Here is a 16862-nt window from a genome sequence, read left to right as displayed (position 1 = left end):
CGCCATTTTTTGTTTTTGTTTACCTTTGAAAGAAACACATCATGAAAAAAATCATTTTATTTTTCGTTCTGATTGGCGCGATAATCTTCAGTTGCAAAACCAATAGCAACTCGGCAGATACCAAAAAATTAAGCCTCACATTCGAATCAAAAAGTAACAGTAATGTTACCGGAACAGCATCGTTTGTTGAAAAAAACGGCAGCGTAACCTTTGTTGCCAACATGGCCGGACTCAAACCCGGAGTACATGCGATTCACATTCATGAAAAATCAGATTGTACAGCAGCTGATGGAAGTTCAGCCGGAGGTCATTGGAATCCGACTTTCAAAAAGCATGGAAAATGGGGTGTTGGTGAATATCACAAAGGCGATATTGGCAATTTTACAGCCGATGCTAAAGGAAATGGAACCATTACATTAACTACCAATGAATGGTGCATCGGATGCGGCGATCCTGCTAAAGACATACTTGGAAAAGGACTTATTGTTCACGATGGAACCGACGACTTTACGACACAACCTTCGGGAAATGCAGGTGCAAGAGTAGCATGTTCAGCCATCATAAAATAATTTGAGTTGGAAGAAAAAGAATTACATTATTTTAAAAATGCTCAGGAGTGGCGCCATTGGCTGCATGAGCATCACCATATATCAAAAGGCATTGATTTAATATTTTACCGTGTCGACAGTACATTTGAAAGCATGCGTTGGGAAGAAGCGGTGCAAGTGGCGATTTGTTACGGTTGGATTGATTCGACTGTGCGAAAAGTAGATGAAGAACGCCGCAAACAAACCTTCACACCGAGAAAGGAAAAAAGTGTTTGGAGTAAACTCAATAAAACGTATATCGAAAGACTTATTGAGGAAAACCTAATGCATGAAAGTGGCCTCAAAAAAATCGAAATCGCCAAGCAAAACGGTTCGTGGACAACGCTCGATAATGTAGAAGAATTAGTCGTTCCTGAAGATTTACAAACGGCTTTTAATGCGAATCCAAAAGCTTACGAAAATTATCAAAAATTTAGTCCGTCGTATCGAAAGAGTTATCTTTATTGGCTCAATCATGCGAAACGCGAAGAAACACGACAAAATCGAATACTGGAAATTATAAAATTTTGTGAGCAAAACATCAAATCGAGACCCTAATTTGTTGACAATAAAATAAATTACAATTCGGCTAAAATTCTCAAAAAAGTATAGCTTTGTAGCCTAAAATCAAAGGCATGATTAACCCATCAGCACCAGGTTGGATTGACAAATTTTTTACGGATCAAAAGTCTGTGAAGGCTATTGATTTGGAAGATGTCGATTTGTTTTATGAAAACATCCGCAAAACAGGTTTCATTTATGGGCACATCATTTCTTTTTCTACTGAAAACAAAACCAATATCAACGGTTGGCTCAACGACGAGGTTTCGAAAGCAGCTTTGCTCAATGCATTGTATCAGATTTTTAAACTGAATTCGACTGATAAAAGCACCAATCATTTTTTAAATCAAGCAGTAGCTTTTTACAACGAAATGAATCCACAAGGGTTTACGCTGTTTAAGAAGGTTTGGTCAAGCTCTTCACCGGCGTTGAATCTAGAAAAAATCATCGACGATCGCGTGCAAACCAACGACAACATCATCAGCAAAAACTTCTCGCATATTGTTACGAATGCTTTGTTGTTTGTAGATATTTTAGCATTTCAACATTATTTGAATGAAGGTAAAATTCCTGAAAAATACCTGCAAAAACTCGAAGAAAATATTGTCAGTATTGTCACATTGGCGCTTAGAACCAAGTCGAATAAATCACAACACGATGATTTACTGATCAAACTTTTTGAAGCTTCAGTGCGTTACAGTAAGTTTTCTAAAGTCAATATTCAGAATCTCGAAGCACTCGAATTGCCTTATTTTGAAAACCCATTAGAGCGCTATTACTTGATTGATATGGCCGGATTGGCGATGTGGAGTGACGGTAAAGTAGAAAATGATGAAGCTTATTTCTTGTATTCTTTAGCTGCGATTATGAATGTTTCTGATGATTTTGTCAAGAAAAGTATTACTGCAACCGACGCTTTCATTACAAAATATAAAAAAGAAATTCCATATTTCAATTACTCAAATCCTGTAAAACATTTCTACGACCAAACGACACAAATGGTGGTTACTTTAATCAAGCGAAACCAAAAAAGACTAGTCAAAGAAATTTCGGAAAGCAAAGAATTGATGGTGCTTCTCGCCTATTCAACGCAGCGAGATCTTAATAAAGACGAGAAAAAGAAAGTCAAAAAGCAGTTGCTTGATATTTGCAAAAGCGTGCCTTCACTAACGATTTTCCTAATTCCAGGTGGTAGTTTGTTGTTGCCCATTTTGATTAAATTCATTCCGCAATTATTACCTTCTTCATTCAATGAAAATTTAGAAGACGAATAAAAAAAGCCGCCCGAAAGCGACTTTATTTTTAGAATTTCAATTGATACACCTGATCCAAATCTCTTTCGGAACTGATGTTGACATTCAAATCAGTCACAAAACCAGAATTCAATCCGTACGCCCAACCATGCAGCGTCAACTCTTGACCGTGTCGCCAGGCAGCTTGTACAATCGAAGTTTTGGCCAAATCGAAAACCTGTTCTTTAACATTGAGTTCTACGAATGCGTTGAAACGGTCATCTTCATTGATAATCGAATCCAAATACACATGATGCAAACGATACACATCTTTGATATGGCGAATCCAGTTGTCGATAATCCCGATTGAATCGTTGCCCATTGCGGCTTTTATACCACCACAACCATAATGTCCGCAGACGATGACGTGTTTTACTTTGAGTACATTTACGGCATAATCGAGTACACTTAGCATATTCATATCCGAATGCACGACCATATTGGCAATATTTCTATGTACGAAAACTTCACCCGGTTTGGCGCCTATAATTTCATTTGCTGGAACGCGGCTGTCAGAGCAACCAATCCACAGCAGTGGCGGCGTTTGTCCTTTCGCTAAATCCTTAAAATAATTGGGGTCTTGGGCTAAAGCTTTTTCAACCCATTGCTTGTTGTTCTCTAATATTTTTTTATAAAAATCAGTGCTCATAGTTGTTGTTTTTTAGTTAACCACATTGGGTTAATCGATTATAAAAATAGAAAATTATCTGTAAGTTTTATGCATTATTTGTTATTCTCTTCATTAAAAATTTCCTTTTGAACCATTTTCCTTTTAGCGGCGTCATAATAGTGTTCGAAGGTTACTTTATTCATCGATTCTTCTGTATTTTGAAGCTGGTATGCCTTTTTGAAACCTTTGAGTTTGACTTTAATGTTTTCATCAATGGCGCGTGTTGTTTTAAACTCACGAATCAGATCGAGAATATCATGCGCGATGTAAACCGTGTCGTGCGCATTAATAATGACACGAGAATTTTCAGGAATAGCTTTCAAAGTTGATTTTATTGCAGCTTTATTCAGAAATGAAACTTCCTGTGCCAAATCGATGTGAATGATATCACCGTCGGCATAAGCTTCTTTGCGGAAACTGTAAGCGCGTTTGAGATTGCCTTTCAAAACGAAAATGATGCTGATGATGATTCCTAATGCAACACCCTTTAATAAATCCGTGAAAACCACAGCTATCAATGTCGCAATAAACGGAACAAATTGGTATTTACCTTTTTCCCAGAAATGAAAGAACGTTGCTGGTTTTGCGAGTTTATATCCAACGAGTAATAAAATGGCAGCCAATGTTGCGAGTGGAATTTTATTCAAAACAGCCGGAATGATCATCACACTCAACAATAATAAAATGCCATGAATCATCGTCGACATTTTTGATTTCGCACCTGCATTGCTATTCGCCGAAGTTCTAACAACTACTGAAGTCATTGGCAAACCACCTAAAAGTGAACTCAGCATATTTCCGATTCCTTGCGCTTTTAGTTCGACGTTGGTGTCGGTATAACGCTTTTGAGCATCCATTCTATCAGCTGCTTCGATGCACAATAAGGTTTCAATGGAAGCGACAACCGCAATGGTCAAACCCGTTATCCAAACTTTTGAATTGGTTACTGCGGTGAAATCAGGGAGCGTAATAATTGTTTTTAATTCTTCGATAGAAGTTGGGATTGGCAGAGAAACCAAATGCTGCTTTTCGATAGCTAATGAACTTCCGGTCGCGGTGAAAATTTCATTCAAAACAACTCCAATAACAACTGCTATTAAAGCTCCCGGAATCAATTTCATTTTTTTCAATGCTGGAATTTTATCCCAAGCAATTAATATCATTAAGGAAATTGCCGTAATAATCATCGAACCCAACTCAACGTGATTTAAGAGCGCTGTGAATGCCGAAATCGTATTGCTACCATCGAGTTGCAAAAAAGCTTCATCGCCTTCAAAATCGCTATCATAACCAAACGCATGCGGCAGTTGTTTTAGGATAATAATGATTCCAATTCCCGCGAGCATGCCTTCGATGACATTGGTTGGGAAATAATTTGAAATACTTCCTGCTTTGATGAATCCTAGTAATAATTGAACTAAACCTGCGATGAAAACGGCAGTCAGGAAAATATTGAATGCGCCTAAATCTGTAATTGCAGTCAAAACAATTGCGGTTAAACCCGCTGCCGGTCCGGAAACACTAAGTTGCGATTGGCTTAAATAACCAACGACGATGCCGCCGATGATTCCTGAAATAATACCTGAAAATAACGGTGCGCCCGATGCCATGGCAATGCCTAAACATAACGGAAGCGCCACCAAAAAAACCACTAAACCTGAAGCAAAATCAGATTTAAGGTTGGCCAAAATATTGATTTTTTTTGTCATGATACCTTAATAAAATTGAATACAAAACGTTTACTCTCATTGAAAAATGAGAATGATTTTTAAAATAAAAACGATGTATTAAACTTGTTCGGGCGGTGGAATGAATATCTTCGAAGCAATGTGATCATGCTTTGATAAATTCTCTGAAAGAATCAAACTTGAAGTAGTGATTGGGAAAGTAACTAAAGTGTATTCCGGTTCTAATTTGAGTTCAGCTTTCACTTCTTTATGAATTTGTTCTTCTTCAGAAGTGCTGTAAAAACAAGACGTATCCGTTTTCTTTTCAATCAAGCTTACTATAGTTGGCGTTGAAAGAAAAGTAATGAACAGTATCAAAAGTAATTTTGCGATGAACTTCATGAGCGCAAATGTAACGGTTCAAGATTGGAATGGGAAATGGCGGTTAGAAATTTAAAATAAAATTAACATCCATAAAATGGAAGATAAAATGTTTAAAACTATAGTTTAAATTGATGATTTTTTATATTTGCATCAAATTACATTATAAATGACTATTACTCAACTACAATATGTTTTGGCGGTTGCTGAACATAAGAATTTTACACTCGCTGCAGAAAAATGTTTCGTCACCCAACCCACATTGAGCATGCAGATTCAAAAAGTAGAAGAAGAACTCAATATTCAGATTTTTGATCGTAGTAAAAAGCCTATTCAACTTACTGAAATTGGGCATAAGATTGTCAATCAAGCGAAGAATATTGTCAATGAAGCCGACCGCATGCAAGACATAGTCGAACAGCAAAAAGGGTTTATTGGCGGTGAATTTCGTTTGGGTATTATACCGACAATTATGCCGACTTTGCTGCCGATGTTCCTCAATAACTTCATTAAAAAGTATCCGAAAGTTAAACTCATCATCGAAGAATTAAATACTGATGAAATCATCACCAGACTCAAAAACGGACATCTCGATGCAGCGATTGCCGCAACACCATTGATGGAAGAAAAAATTAAGGAAATCGTTTTGTATTTCGAACCCTTTGTGGCTTACATTCCACAATCGCATAAGAATTATTCGAAAACAGAAATTGAAGTTAGTGATTTGAATATAGATGAAATCCTACTATTGCAGGATGGCCATTGCTTCCGCGATGGTATCTTGAATTTGTGCAAAAACGTCAGCAAAAACGAAATCAATCATTTTCAATTGGAAAGCGGCAGTTTTGAAACACTGATTAAATTGGCGGATGAAGGATTGGGCATTACGCTACTTCCTTATTTGCATACGTTAGATTTGAAAGACAGCGACAAAACGAAACTGAAACATTTCAAAGAACCCAAACCTGCGCGTGAAGTCAGTTTGATTTTCCCGAAAACAGAACTTAAAATCCAAATCATCGACGCGTTAAGAGCTACGATAGCCGGTGTCATTAAAGGCGCGATAGTTTTTCAGAATGTGGAAATTATTAGTCCGATGTCTAAAAAGTAATTTCCATAAACACGAATTGCACTAATTTACACGGATTAATTCGTGCTAATTAGTGCAATTTGTCTTAAAAAAGAAACCAAATAGTATCTTTTTCGATATTAGTTTACAATGCTTATATATTGCTGCAGTTCAGGCTTTTCAGTAGTAAAGTTGGTCAACCATTTCTTTAATTGTTCAAGCTCATAAGGCAACAAATTTTTAATTGCTTTTCGTAATTCTTTACAAAAAAGAACCGGATCGAAGCTCACTCTTTCGAGCACCGATTTCGTGTAGTCGTAGATCATTCTAGGCATAATGGTAAGATTTAGGGGTTATCTTAGTAAGAACGTTTGGTAAATGTAAAAGAAAAAAACATTCACTACAATAGAAAAGTTTAAAAAAATACGATTAAGCACCAATAAAATCGATGAAATGCACTTTTTTAAATTTAAATAAAGATTTATCTTACGTAAATTAAGAAGAATTTAACAACTATTTCGATATAGTGCATTAAAAAAGGAGCCATTTAAGCTCCTTTTAGTTTTATCGGTTCACATAAATAAGGCATTGCCTTAATTCGGGTTTTTCAACGGTGTAATTTAAAAGCCATTCCGTTAGTTGCTCAATCTCATAAGGTAGCAGCAGTTTCAATGCTTTCTCTAATTCCTTACAAAAAAGTAAAGGATCAAAACTTACTCTTTCAAGTATGTTTTTGGTGTAAGCAAACATGGTTCTTTTCATAAAATAAAATTACCTTTTGGGTTATTGGTTGATTAAATCTAAAAACGTTAGTCAAATTTAAATAAAAAATAATTCGCTTTTACAAACGAAACGTTAATTGGCAAAGGAATATTCAATTAATTTTTGGTAGCGCGAAACATCTCGCGTTTTCCGGGTGGTCCGGCGAGTTTTTCGACTGTAAATCCCACTTCAATCATGCTTCTTTTGACGACACCGCGTGCGGCATAAGTCACTAAAACGCCATTGGTTTTCAAGGCGTTATACATCCGTTGAAAAATTGCCGTGCTCCACAATTCGGGTTGCACACGATAGCCGAAAGCATCAAAATAGATTAGATCAAAACGTTCGATGTCATCAATCGTATTGAAGAATTGCTGTCTTTTAGTTAATGAAAATGTTTTGGAGATTTCAAATTTTTCTTCCCATGCAGAAGCATGCATTTTTTCAAAAACTGCATTTTCTGCATTGGCATTCAATTCTTTAACGTAGTTCATCGATGAAATTTCATCTTGAGAAATCGGATACGCTTCTACTCCAACATAATCAACATCGATATTGAGTTTTTTCGATTCGAGGTAAGTGATGAATGCATTAAGCCCAGTCCCAAAACCGATTTCTAAAATGGCAATCGATTTTCCTGTGAATAATGAAAGTCCGTTTTGGATGAAAACATGCTTCGCCTCTTGAATGGCCCCGTGTTTTGAATGGTAATTTTCATTCCATTCCGGCAAGTGAATCGTCGTCGAGCCATCGGAAGTCGTAATGATTTCTCTTTGCATGTTTATGGAATATACAATTTCTTGATTCTTTGAATCGGTCCGGCACATTTCACTTCATGACATTGAATACAAGCATTAACGCCGTCGTTGAAATGCTCTTTCGCATTTTTCGGATCTTGATAAATCAATTCTTGCGCTTTAATGAATTGTGCTGCTTGGTCTTTGAAAAAAGCGTCATTCTCGCTTGGATCAGTCATCACCGCTTTATGGATTTCAAGAAAGTGATTGGGAAATGCACCAATCGTATCGCCTTTTTGGATGCGTTGTTTCAATCGTTGGTTATCGACATACATTTGTTCCATTAAAGTAGACATTTCAGACATTTCATACATCTTAAACTTGCCTTCTTTCTCTACTTTTATTTTTGAAGAACAGGTTTCTTCTTTCGCTGTTTCTTGCTTTTTACCACAACTGCAAGCGAAAATCAAAACCAACAATATCAGTAATTTTTTCATTTATTTTTTGATTAAAACGCCATCAGCCAAAAAGCCGTAAGTCGTTACCGGTGTTTTGATACTGTCAATCTCAACTTGAGGTTTTCCTGCATCTTTTGCATAATGTTTCAATTCGGCAACACTTTCAACACTCAAGAATGCTTTACCATTGACAATGGTTTGTTCGTTCTTTGAATTCAATGGCATGAAGAAACCGTAATCTTTAAATTTCACAAAAACCTTCTCATCATTGACCAAATCAACATTCATCCAGCAACCTTTTTTCTGGCATACATCATCAATTCTGGAAGCAAATTTGATATTGATGGTATCACCTTCATTCAAACCTGCATATTTTGCAAACAATTCTTCTTTCGACATGACGCTGTCTTTGGAAATCTTTTTTCCGAAAGAAGCATATTCGTCTTTTGGTTGCTCGACTTTCGATTTATTTTGACAATTCCAACTCAATACAACTATACTTATAACAAGGATTATTTTTTTCATTTTTATGAATTTAAATTATAGGATGAAAGCAAAAATAGGCAGTTATTTATTCACACAGAAAGAAATCACGGCCTTTTTTATTTCCAATTGCCAAATCGACAGCCTATTAAGTTTTAAAATTCATAAAAAAGAAAAAGAAGTAATTTATTCGATTTAGCATCAATAAAATGCGGCAATTTTATTATTTTAGCCAAAATTAAAACCGAAAATTTTATTTTATAAAATATCGTTTTTTAGTCATTCATTATCAAGTACTTACAATTTTATTTCATTTCAAAACCCAGCTGTAAATGAGTTCAAATACTACTCACGAAATCGATATCGTTACTGTTCCCGCTTCAAAAATTAATACTGTTGATTTTGAAAACCTTTCTTTCGGGAGTGTTTTCACCGATCATATGTTGGTTTGTGATTTTAAAGAAGGACAATGGCACAAACCACAAATCAAACCTTACGAACCTTTTATGATCGATCCGTCGGCGAAAGTTTTTCACTACGGGCAAGCCATATTTGAAGGTATGAAAGCCTATAAAACCGAGCAAGATGAAGTTTGGTTGTTCCGTCCGGATCAGAACTTGAATCGTTTGAATAAATCAGCGGTGCGTATGGCAATGCCAGAAATTCCAGAAGAAATATTCATGAGCGGTTTGCATCAATTGATTGATCTCGAACGCAATTGGGTCAAGAAAGGCATGGGAAATACGTTATATATCCGTCCGTTTATGATTGCGATTGGAAGTGGCGTTATTGCTGCACCTTCTACGCAATATCGTTTTATGATTATACTTTCACCTGCTAAATCTTATTATTCCGGTGAAGTGAAAGTACTCATTGCAGATCATTACAGCCGTGCTGCCAATGGTGGAATCGGAGCTGCAAAAGCTGCCGGAAATTACTCTGCGCAATTCTATCCAACGAAACTGGCCAATGAGAAAGGATACCAACAAATCATTTGGACTGATGATGCGACGCACACCAAATTGGAAGAAGCCGGAACGATGAATGTGTTTTTCAGAATCAATGATACTTTATATACAGCGCCAACAAGCGAAAGAATTCTCGACGGCGTGACAAGAAAAAGCCTCATCGATATTGCCAAGCGCGACGGCATTAAAGTCGAAGAAAAATCGGTGTTGGTTTCTGAACTAATCAATGCCTCCAAAGATGGTAGTTTGAAAGAAATATTCGGCGCCGGAACAGCCGCAGTGGTCAATCCGATTGCAGGATTTTCTTATGATGATGTGTATTATGAAGTGCCGAAACAAGAACATTCTGTTGCGTTGGAATTGAAAGATAAATTGACAAACATTCAATATAAATTGGCTGAGGACACTTTTGGGTGGACGGTTAAAATTTAGACACGCTGCGCTCAAGACACGCCCTACGGGCTTTGGACACGGCTACGCCTATAGACACGCTTCGCTTTAGACTGTTAGAATAAAAAAACCGGAAATTATAATGTTTCCGGTTTTTTATTGAATCTTTTTTTATCCAAAGCCTGCTGGGCGTGTCTAAAGGTGCAACCGTGTCTCTAGCGCAGCGTCTCTAAAGCGTAGCGTTTCCAATAATATTCGAAAAATCCGGTTTGAAATAATTCGGGCCTTTCATCACTTTGCCGTCTTCTCTATAAATTGGATTTCCATCTTCGCCTAACTTGCTCATATTGCTGCGTTGAATTTCATCGAAAACTTCTTCTATTTTATGTTGCAATCCGTGTTCGATAATGGTGCCGCATAAGATGTAGAGCATATCGCCCAAAGCATCAGCAATCTCAATTAAATCATTGTTTTGAACGGCTTCTAAGTATTCTTCATTTTCTTCTTTCATCAGATTGAAACGAAGTATGTTTTTGATTTCACCCAAATCAGCTCTTGGAATTTCACTGTGTCCAATAGCAAAAGCAGTATGAAATTCCTTTACGGCAAGCAGTTGTTTTTGCATAATATTTATGAATTAATTGGTAGTGCAAAATAATAACTTTTGCATACAATTGCTTAGATTTGCTCAAAATATTATCACTATGTTTTCAACCGGACAATGGACATTTGCCGCTTTATTTTTCGTCGCTTTTGTAATCATTATGATCTTTTCATACCGCAAAGACATTCTCGTACATCAAAAATTCTATAAAGGAAATTACAAAGTTTTGATTGCTTTTTTGGTTTTTATCGCATTGCTTTTTGTGATTAAAGTCACTATGAAGCGTTAACTTTTTAAAATAAAAAACGCTTCCAAAATTTGAAAGCGTTTCTTTATTGATTGTATCTTCTGATTAATTTTCCGAAGGCAGAAAACTATACTCTTTCGAATATTGCAACATCTGCTCAGCGAATGATTTTGGCTGTTTTACAATAATATTCGTAATGTTTCCTTCTTTATCCATTTGCGGAACCAATACCGGATTTACAAAACCGTTGTAAGGTGCATTTGTAAATTGTTTGTTTCTTTCAAGCACTTCAGCATGCAATTTTTGATCGACTTTCACACCGTAATTTTCCACGAGATTTTTTCCTGCATTGAAATCGCCTTCTGATTTAATACGTTGCACTTCGCGTAATAATTCGCCGAACAATTCGTGCAATTTTTCGTAGTTGGTAATGTTATAATACGTCTTTCCGTTACGTGTTAATTTCTCAATCACGTTGTCTCTTTGGCCTTTTTCAAAAACCCAACCACTTACCCATTGGCGGTTTCTCATGTGCGCTTCTTCGATGTTGGCACCTAATTCTAGGCGAACCAATTGTGTCATCTGACCGTTTCTGATATAACTGTCATAAGCTTCCATACCGACTTTTTTCCAATCATCCACCAAACCCAATTCTTGCAATTTCGGATTGTATAAATAGTACAAACCAACCAAATCCGCTCGGCCTTCTTCTAAAGTTGATGCATAACTTTTTAAAGTTTCTTTTGGCGTTCCAACACCCGCATTAATTTTACCAGAAGCATGACCCACTACTTCGTGCAAAGCCGTGTGCAATTTATCTCCGATTTCACCATATTTTTGAGCCAATGCAATTTCTTCTGAATCATTAGCAAATTCTAACAACTTTCCTTTTCCTGCTGATTTTGCATAGGCATCGATAATGTTTCCTAGAGAAACTGATTTCGAACCATATTCTGCGCGAATCCAATCCGCATTTGGAAGGTTGACTCCGATGGGTGTGCTTGGCGATGAATCTCCTGATTCTCCTGCAACGACAACGGTTTTGTATGAAACTCCAACTACAGTATCTTTTTTATGTTCCGGTTTCAATGGAGAATTGTCTTCGAACCATTGCGCATTTTTTGAAACCACTTCCATTTTGGCCGACATGTCGAAATCTTTGATTTGAACCACACCTTCATAAGAACCGCGATAGCCTAACGGATCGTTATACACTTCAATAAATCCATTGATATAATCGATGTTGCCTTCGGTAGCTTGAAGCCAAGCAATGTTGTAATCGTCCCAAGTTTTTAGACTTCCTGTTTTGTAAAAATCGATCAACAATGCTAGGGCATCGGCTTGTTTTTTATTTTCTGCAACGCCTTTTGCTTTCTCTAACCAATACGTAATTTTGTCAATCGCTGCGCCATACATGCCGCCACTTTTCCAGATTTTTTCTTCAAGTTGGCCTTTAGAATTTCGAACCAATTTTGAATTCAATCCGTAAGAATACGGTTTCGCAGCATCGGGACTTTTCATTTTCGAGTAGAAATCTTCGACTTCTTTGACTTCGATACCTTTATCATAAAAATTAATTGCAGAACCCGCAAGCAAACCTTTCGATTCATCGAGATTTACTTTTTTGGCATCAACATCATTGAAAAGAATGTCAACAATTTTTGCATCTAGTGAAGTTTTCGTTGCTTTCAATAAACCATTCAAATATTCTTTTGAGAACGCAGGTTTGATTTTATCGCTTGCGTAATGGTGGTGAATGCCGTTAGAGAACCAAACGCGTTTTAGATACACTTCGAAATTCTTCCAATCGGTTTTGGTTTTATCGCCTTTGTATGTTGTGTAAATTTTCTCGAGTGCTTTTCGGATTTTGAGATTGTACTTATAATGTTGATCCCACATAATATCGCGCCCGCAATTTCCGGCTTGCGTTAGAAAATAAACGAGTTCTTTTTCTTTCAACGTCAGTTTGTCCCAACCCGAAATTTGATAACGCAACACGCGAATGTCGGCAAATTGTTCCACTACATAATTAAAAGAAGAGTCTTTGGCAGTTGCAGCATCTTTTTTCGATTGTGCATTTCCAATGAATGAAACGCAAACCGTGAAGAAAACACAGCTAAAATTTAATAATTTCATTATATAAATATTTAAGTATTGATTTAAAAATCGCAAACAAATATAAACATAGTTTCACTAAAAAATACGATTAAATAAAAGTCGATATTGACCCAATGATTTTATAAAATGGGCAGAGAATGTGAATTAAATTTCTAACTTTACCAAGTACCAACCCATGAACTATGAGAATCCTCAAATATCTTTTCCTGCTTTTACTTTTGGCACTTTTTGCATCGACGGTTTATGTTGCAACACTTAAAGGCGATTTTGATGTAAAAACAACTGCTTTTATTAAATCTCCGAAAGCCACTTTATTCAATTACGTTAACGATTACAGAAATTGGGAAACTTTTGTTTCGTGGAAAAAAGAAGATCCAAAAGCGCAATTTTATTATCCTAAAAACACCGTTGGTAATGGCGGTTCGTATTCTTGGAAAAGTGCCGATGGCGATGGTAATATGAAAACTATCGCTTTGAAAGACAGTGAGTTTATTCGACAAACCTTAAATATTAATGGTTCGGAATCAGAATCAACTTGGACATTTAAAGACACACTTGGCGGAACAAAAATCACTTGGCGTTCGAAAGGAACGATGCCTTTTAAGTTTAAAATGTATTCGCTTTTCAAAGGTGGTGCGTCGCAAGCATTCGGAAGTATGCAAGAGAAAACACTGGCCAATCTTGATAAGACGTTGGTTTATGAAATCAATACTTATAAAATCAAAGTGGATGGCTTGGTTAAAAAAACCGGAACCTTTTACTTGAAGCAGACCATTACGAGTAAAATCAGCAAAATTCCTTACAATCTTCGCATTATGATTCCGCAGATGACGCGCTTTTTCGGTAAGAATCATTTGGTGATGTATGGAAAACCGTTTGTCATTTATCATACTTATGACACGGCGAATGGCATCAGTAAATTGTCGGTTTGCATTCCGGTCAAAGATGAAATTCATACGAGTGATGGCAGCGATATTACTTCTGGATTGCTCTACCCTTTTCAAGCCGTAAAAACCACTTTAATCGGTGATTATTCTCATACTCGTGAAGCTTGGAACAAAACCGTTGATTATGTCAAAAAGAACAATTTGACCGAAAACACAGAAGGCGCTCATATTGAAATTTATAGTAAGAATATGGTTCAGATTGCGAATCCATCACAATGGGTTACTGAAATTTATGTTCCGATAAAATCGAAAACTATTGCGACTCCTAAACCTGTAATTCCAACACAAACTACTACGAGTCAACCAACTGAAACTCCAACTGCTACTACAACAGAAAATAAAACTCCTTAATTTTAGGCGAGGCGTTAAACCATTGGCGTAAAATAAACTCCAATAAAAAAAGTGGATTGGAAGAACAAGAATTCATAGCAACTTTATTGGATCCCAAGACGCAAAATGTTGCGTTTCAAAAACTCTTGTCCGATTATCAAAGACCTTTATACAGCCTCATTCGCAACATTGTTCTCAACCATGACGATGCTGATGATGTGTTGCAGAATACATTTGTAAAAATCTTTCAAAATCTCAAAAACTTCAAAGGGGAAAGCAAATTATTCTCTTGGATGTATCGTATCGCCACGAATGAAGCCATTACATTCATCAACAAAAAAGCCAAACAAAATGGCATTACGAGTGAAGCTTTGCAGACCAGAATTGTAGAAAACTTGAAAGCAGATGAGTATTTTGATGGCAATGAAATTCAAATCAAACTACAAAAATCGATTGCACTTTTGCCGCAAAAACAGCAATTAGTTTTTAAGATGCGGTATTATGACGAAATTAAATACGAAGATATGTCCGAAATTCTGGGCACTTCAGTCGGCGCGTTGAAAGCCTCGTATCATCATGCGGTGAAGAAGATTGAAAATTATATGACATCCAATTAAACTTAATTCCATTAAATTTGTCCAACGACCATGAAAGCATTTAAACTAGATAATGAACCTAAAATAACCAGCGGATTTAAAGCTCCGGATGGTTATTTTGATAACTTTCAAAGTAAAGTAAATCAACGATTGCAAGAACAAGAAATGCCAGTCATTTCGTTATTCTCGCAAAGAAAAACTTGGATGTTGGCTGTTGCCGCAGTTTTTATAATTGGCTTAAGTATTCCGTTGATTAATTATATGAATACTTCGTCAACTGAAATCGACAAAGGCACTTTAGAAAATTATCTCGCCAATAATGCTGACATTTCTAATGATGATATTGTTGAATTGCTTAATGAAGAAGACATTCAAAAAATGAAAATCGATTTAAAAATAGATGACCAAGAGCTTGAAGATATTTTAACTGCCGATGGCCAAATTGAAGATTATATTGTTGATTAAGAATCCTAAAACAAACATCATGAAAACCTATAAAACTATTTTCTTATTGCTGTTATTAACTACTGCTTCGTTTGCGCAACCGTTTTTGAAACAAAAAAAAGAGCAAATCAAAGCACTTAAAGTGGCTTATATTACAGACGAACTGAAACTTACTTCTGAAGAAGCTACAAAATTTTGGCCCTTATATAATGCTTTTGATGACAAGCAAAAAGAATTAAAACAGGAAAAAAAACGGGCTTATTTCGATCGAATGGAAGGCATCGAAATTGATAAAATGAGCGATAAAGAAGCGATTGCGTTTTTAAATCAAATGGAAAGTACCGAAGATGAATTGTATCAGTTGCGAAAAAAATTCATTGCCAATTTAAAAGGCGTCATTCCTCCTATTAAAATCATCAAACTCAAAAAATCGGAAGAAGGGTTCAATCGAAAATTATTGAAACAATACCGAGATAACAATAAAGATTAATTGGTTAATTAAAATTAATTTTAAAAACACCGCTTCTGCCTGCAGCAATTGCGGTGTTTTTGTTTAAAAATCGCAATGTGTATAATTCTTTAGTTTCTAATAACATGGTCCAAGTTGCTCCAAAATCATGAGAATAATACAATCCGTTTCCAGCAACACAAACCAACGCTGAACCATTACTTTCAGGAACAAATTGCATGCACGAAGCATAACCAAATCCTTGATTTTCGCCAACCAATTTCCACGTTTTTCCGCCATCGAAGGTCATGGCTTTGTTTGAGAAATTGTCGTTTTGCTTTTCATAATTTCCGCCAGCGATTACACCTATTTTACTATTATAAAAATCCGCTGTATAAATTCCGGTCATTTCTAAACCTTGCACCATTGGTGTTTCGAAAACCTGCCAATGATTGCCTTTATCTGATGAATAAAAAACCCTTGCTTTCTTTCCGCCCGAGACAATCCAAGTGTCATTTTCTTTGATGATAATATTGCTGTTACTGGCGGCAAAAGCGGCTTCGCCATCGATTACTTTAGGTAAATTTTCACAAGTACTTTTTCGCCATGAATTACCACCATCTCGAGTGATAATGATTGAAAAACAATCTGCAATCGGGTCTCCAATCGCAATGCCTTCATTCTCATTCCAAAATTGCATGCTGTCGTAAAAGGCTTTGTCGTGGGTTTCTTTATAAACCAATTTCTTTTCGATTAAATCATTAGAATATTTATAAAGTTGCGCCGGATTTCCTATACTCAAAACAAAAATAGCATTTGAAGTTTTAGCGATACTTCTGAATTCCATTGGATTTTTAGAAACATCGATATTAACTTGGGTTTTCTTTTTATCAGCATAATTCACGAAACCGAAAATCCCGTTGCCACCTGCATAATAGACTTTATCCGCAGTTGGAATAATCGCACGAGAATTGATTTTTTCTTTTAAAAGTGTATCAACAGTAACCGATTGAAAAAAATCAGTTGTTGCATGCTTGTTTTTTACAGCACATGCTGAAAGTAAACATAATAATGAAACTAGTGTGATTTTCATTGGTACTATT

General features: G+C 36.2%; 21 protein-coding genes. 10 read left to right on the top strand and 11 right to left on the bottom strand.

Features of this window, described 5'->3' with window-relative positions; genetic code table 11:
• The first annotated feature begins 41 nt into the window (after positions 1-41).
• The 3 genes from RMO03_RS06890 (at position 42) to RMO03_RS06880 (ending at position 2422) form a co-directional block, all read left to right on the top strand.
• Complete coding sequence (locus RMO03_RS06890) at positions 42-569, top strand: superoxide dismutase family protein (protein ID WP_309641360.1); 528 nt, start codon at positions 42-44, stop codon at positions 567-569.
• Positions 570-575: 6 nt separating this feature from the next.
• Positions 576-1145, top strand: a complete 570-nt coding sequence (locus RMO03_RS06885; RefSeq protein WP_309641359.1) for a YdeI/OmpD-associated family protein — start codon at positions 576-578, stop codon at positions 1143-1145.
• 77 nt (positions 1146-1222) lie between these two features.
• On the top strand, positions 1223-2422 hold the full coding sequence (locus RMO03_RS06880; protein WP_309641358.1) for an LETM1-related biofilm-associated protein: 1200 nt from the start codon (positions 1223-1225) through the stop codon (positions 2420-2422).
• A 28-nt stretch (positions 2423-2450) separates the two neighbouring features.
• On the opposite strand, the gene can is transcribed toward RMO03_RS06880, so the two are convergent.
• The 3 genes from can to RMO03_RS06865 form a co-directional block, all read right to left on the bottom strand.
• Positions 2451-3089 (bottom strand): carbonate dehydratase, encoded by a 639-nt coding sequence (gene can, locus RMO03_RS06875; RefSeq protein WP_309641357.1) that lies wholly within the window; start codon positions 3087-3089, stop codon positions 2451-2453.
• A 74-nt stretch (positions 3090-3163) separates the two neighbouring features.
• Complete coding sequence (locus RMO03_RS06870; RefSeq protein WP_309641356.1) at positions 3164-4819, bottom strand: SulP family inorganic anion transporter; 1656 nt, start codon at positions 4817-4819, stop codon at positions 3164-3166.
• A 78-nt stretch (positions 4820-4897) separates the two neighbouring features.
• Complete coding sequence (locus RMO03_RS06865) at positions 4898-5179, bottom strand: hypothetical protein (RefSeq protein ID WP_309641355.1); 282 nt, start codon at positions 5177-5179, stop codon at positions 4898-4900.
• Positions 5180-5327: 148 nt separating this feature from the next.
• Between RMO03_RS06865 and RMO03_RS06860 the strand changes: the two genes are divergently transcribed.
• On the top strand, positions 5328-6269 hold the full coding sequence (locus RMO03_RS06860; protein WP_309641354.1) for a LysR substrate-binding domain-containing protein: 942 nt from the start codon (positions 5328-5330) through the stop codon (positions 6267-6269).
• A 98-nt stretch (positions 6270-6367) separates the two neighbouring features.
• On the opposite strand, the gene RMO03_RS06855 is transcribed toward RMO03_RS06860, so the two are convergent.
• The 5 genes from RMO03_RS06855 to RMO03_RS06835 all read right to left on the bottom strand — a co-directional run bounded on the left by RMO03_RS06855 (position 6368) and on the right by RMO03_RS06835 (position 8709).
• Positions 6368-6562 carry a hypothetical protein gene (locus tag RMO03_RS06855; protein ID WP_298225086.1) on the bottom strand — a complete coding sequence of 65 codons (195 nt, stop codon included), beginning with the start codon at positions 6560-6562 and terminating at the stop codon, positions 6368-6370.
• Between the two features lie 229 nt (positions 6563-6791).
• Positions 6792-6989: a hypothetical protein gene (locus tag RMO03_RS06850; RefSeq protein ID WP_309641353.1), complete on the bottom strand. Its 198-nt coding sequence runs from the start codon at positions 6987-6989 to the stop codon at positions 6792-6794.
• Positions 6990-7105: 116 nt separating this feature from the next.
• A complete protein-coding gene (mnmD, locus tag RMO03_RS06845) occupies positions 7106-7768 on the bottom strand; it encodes a tRNA (5-methylaminomethyl-2-thiouridine)(34)-methyltransferase MnmD (RefSeq protein WP_309641352.1) in 663 nt (220 codons plus the stop codon).
• Positions 7769-7770: 2 nt separating this feature from the next.
• Complete coding sequence (locus RMO03_RS06840; RefSeq protein WP_309641351.1) at positions 7771-8223, bottom strand: hypothetical protein; 453 nt, start codon at positions 8221-8223, stop codon at positions 7771-7773.
• On the bottom strand, positions 8224-8709 hold the full coding sequence (locus RMO03_RS06835) for a DUF4920 domain-containing protein (RefSeq protein ID WP_309641350.1): 486 nt from the start codon (positions 8707-8709) through the stop codon (positions 8224-8226).
• Positions 8710-8999: 290 nt separating this feature from the next.
• On the opposite strand from RMO03_RS06835, the gene RMO03_RS06830 reads away from it, so the two are divergent.
• On the top strand, positions 9000-10067 hold the full coding sequence (locus tag RMO03_RS06830; RefSeq protein ID WP_309641349.1) for a branched-chain amino acid aminotransferase: 1068 nt from the start codon (positions 9000-9002) through the stop codon (positions 10065-10067).
• A 187-nt stretch (positions 10068-10254) separates the two neighbouring features.
• Here the strand turns inward: RMO03_RS06830 and RMO03_RS06825 are convergent, their stop codons facing one another.
• Positions 10255-10650 (bottom strand): nucleoside triphosphate pyrophosphohydrolase family protein, encoded by a 396-nt coding sequence (locus tag RMO03_RS06825; RefSeq protein WP_309641348.1) that lies wholly within the window; start codon positions 10648-10650, stop codon positions 10255-10257.
• Positions 10651-10729: 79 nt separating this feature from the next.
• Between RMO03_RS06825 and RMO03_RS06820 the strand changes: the two genes are divergently transcribed.
• On the top strand, positions 10730-10918 hold the full coding sequence (locus RMO03_RS06820; protein ID WP_309641347.1) for a hypothetical protein: 189 nt from the start codon (positions 10730-10732) through the stop codon (positions 10916-10918).
• A gap of 63 nt (positions 10919-10981) precedes the next feature.
• Here RMO03_RS06820 and RMO03_RS06815 read toward each other — a convergent pair whose 3' ends face one another.
• Positions 10982-13012: a dipeptidyl-peptidase 3 family protein gene (locus RMO03_RS06815; RefSeq protein ID WP_309641346.1), complete on the bottom strand. Its 2031-nt coding sequence runs from the start codon at positions 13010-13012 to the stop codon at positions 10982-10984.
• A 164-nt stretch (positions 13013-13176) separates the two neighbouring features.
• Between RMO03_RS06815 and RMO03_RS06810 the strand changes: the two genes are divergently transcribed.
• The 4 genes from RMO03_RS06810 to RMO03_RS06795 are packed head-to-tail and all read left to right on the top strand — an operon-like array spanning position 13177 to position 15801.
• Positions 13177-14292: a GyrI-like domain-containing protein gene (locus RMO03_RS06810; RefSeq protein ID WP_309641345.1), complete on the top strand. Its 1116-nt coding sequence runs from the start codon at positions 13177-13179 to the stop codon at positions 14290-14292.
• Between the two features lie 56 nt (positions 14293-14348).
• Complete coding sequence (locus RMO03_RS06805; protein WP_309641344.1) at positions 14349-14888, top strand: sigma-70 family RNA polymerase sigma factor; 540 nt, start codon at positions 14349-14351, stop codon at positions 14886-14888.
• 30 nt (positions 14889-14918) lie between these two features.
• Positions 14919-15332, top strand: coding sequence for a hypothetical protein (locus RMO03_RS06800; protein WP_309641343.1), 414 nt, complete (start codon positions 14919-14921; stop codon positions 15330-15332).
• Between the two features lie 19 nt (positions 15333-15351).
• Entirely contained in the window at positions 15352-15801 is a 450-nt protein-coding gene (locus RMO03_RS06795; protein ID WP_309641342.1) for a sensor of ECF-type sigma factor, read from the top strand.
• 4 nt (positions 15802-15805) lie between these two features.
• Here RMO03_RS06795 and RMO03_RS06790 read toward each other — a convergent pair whose 3' ends face one another.
• Positions 15806-16852: an oxidoreductase gene (locus RMO03_RS06790; RefSeq protein ID WP_309641341.1), complete on the bottom strand. Its 1047-nt coding sequence runs from the start codon at positions 16850-16852 to the stop codon at positions 15806-15808.
• Between the last annotated feature and the right edge of the window lie 10 nt (positions 16853-16862).

Origin of the sequence: Flavobacterium sp. (assembly GCF_031411595.1) — a bacterium.
Taxonomy (GTDB): domain Bacteria; phylum Bacteroidota; class Bacteroidia; order Flavobacteriales; family Flavobacteriaceae; genus Flavobacterium.
This window is presented reverse-complemented; position numbering and strand designations above follow the sequence as displayed.

What these genes read in the sequence shown, in the direction of transcription:
- RMO03_RS06835 (WP_309641350.1), bottom strand. Translation starts at nt 8,709, where the DNA reads ATGAAAAAAATAATCCTTGTTATAAGTATAGTTGTATTGAGTTGGAAT.
- RMO03_RS06820 (WP_309641347.1), top strand. Translation starts at nt 10,730, where the DNA reads ATGTTTTCAACCGGACAATGGACATTTGCCGCTTTATTTTTCGTCGCT.
- RMO03_RS06815 (WP_309641346.1), bottom strand. Translation starts at nt 13,012, where the DNA reads ATGAAATTATTAAATTTTAGCTGTGTTTTCTTCACGGTTTGCGTTTCA.
- RMO03_RS06790 (WP_309641341.1), bottom strand. Translation starts at nt 16,852, where the DNA reads ATGAAAATCACACTAGTTTCATTATTATGTTTACTTTCAGCATGTGCT.
- RMO03_RS06890 (WP_309641360.1), top strand. Translation starts at nt 42, where the DNA reads ATGAAAAAAATCATTTTATTTTTCGTTCTGATTGGCGCGATAATCTTC.
- RMO03_RS06880 (WP_309641358.1), top strand. Translation starts at nt 1,223, where the DNA reads ATGATTAACCCATCAGCACCAGGTTGGATTGACAAATTTTTTACGGAT.
- RMO03_RS06840 (WP_309641351.1), bottom strand. Translation starts at nt 8,223, where the DNA reads ATGAAAAAATTACTGATATTGTTGGTTTTGATTTTCGCTTGCAGTTGT.
- RMO03_RS06855 (WP_298225086.1), bottom strand. Translation starts at nt 6,562, where the DNA reads ATGCCTAGAATGATCTACGACTACACGAAATCGGTGCTCGAAAGAGTG.
- RMO03_RS06810 (WP_309641345.1), top strand. Translation starts at nt 13,177, where the DNA reads ATGAGAATCCTCAAATATCTTTTCCTGCTTTTACTTTTGGCACTTTTT.
- can (WP_309641357.1), bottom strand. Translation starts at nt 3,089, where the DNA reads ATGAGCACTGATTTTTATAAAAAAATATTAGAGAACAACAAGCAATGG.
- RMO03_RS06860 (WP_309641354.1), top strand. Translation starts at nt 5,328, where the DNA reads ATGACTATTACTCAACTACAATATGTTTTGGCGGTTGCTGAACATAAG.
- RMO03_RS06850 (WP_309641353.1), bottom strand. Translation starts at nt 6,989, where the DNA reads ATGAAAAGAACCATGTTTGCTTACACCAAAAACATACTTGAAAGAGTA.
- mnmD (WP_309641352.1), bottom strand. Translation starts at nt 7,768, where the DNA reads ATGCAAAGAGAAATCATTACGACTTCCGATGGCTCGACGACGATTCAC.
- RMO03_RS06830 (WP_309641349.1), top strand. Translation starts at nt 9,000, where the DNA reads ATGAGTTCAAATACTACTCACGAAATCGATATCGTTACTGTTCCCGCT.
- RMO03_RS06800 (WP_309641343.1), top strand. Translation starts at nt 14,919, where the DNA reads ATGAAAGCATTTAAACTAGATAATGAACCTAAAATAACCAGCGGATTT.
- RMO03_RS06825 (WP_309641348.1), bottom strand. Translation starts at nt 10,650, where the DNA reads ATGCAAAAACAACTGCTTGCCGTAAAGGAATTTCATACTGCTTTTGCT.
- RMO03_RS06795 (WP_309641342.1), top strand. Translation starts at nt 15,352, where the DNA reads ATGAAAACCTATAAAACTATTTTCTTATTGCTGTTATTAACTACTGCT.
- RMO03_RS06870 (WP_309641356.1), bottom strand. Translation starts at nt 4,819, where the DNA reads ATGACAAAAAAAATCAATATTTTGGCCAACCTTAAATCTGATTTTGCT.
- RMO03_RS06865 (WP_309641355.1), bottom strand. Translation starts at nt 5,179, where the DNA reads ATGAAGTTCATCGCAAAATTACTTTTGATACTGTTCATTACTTTTCTT.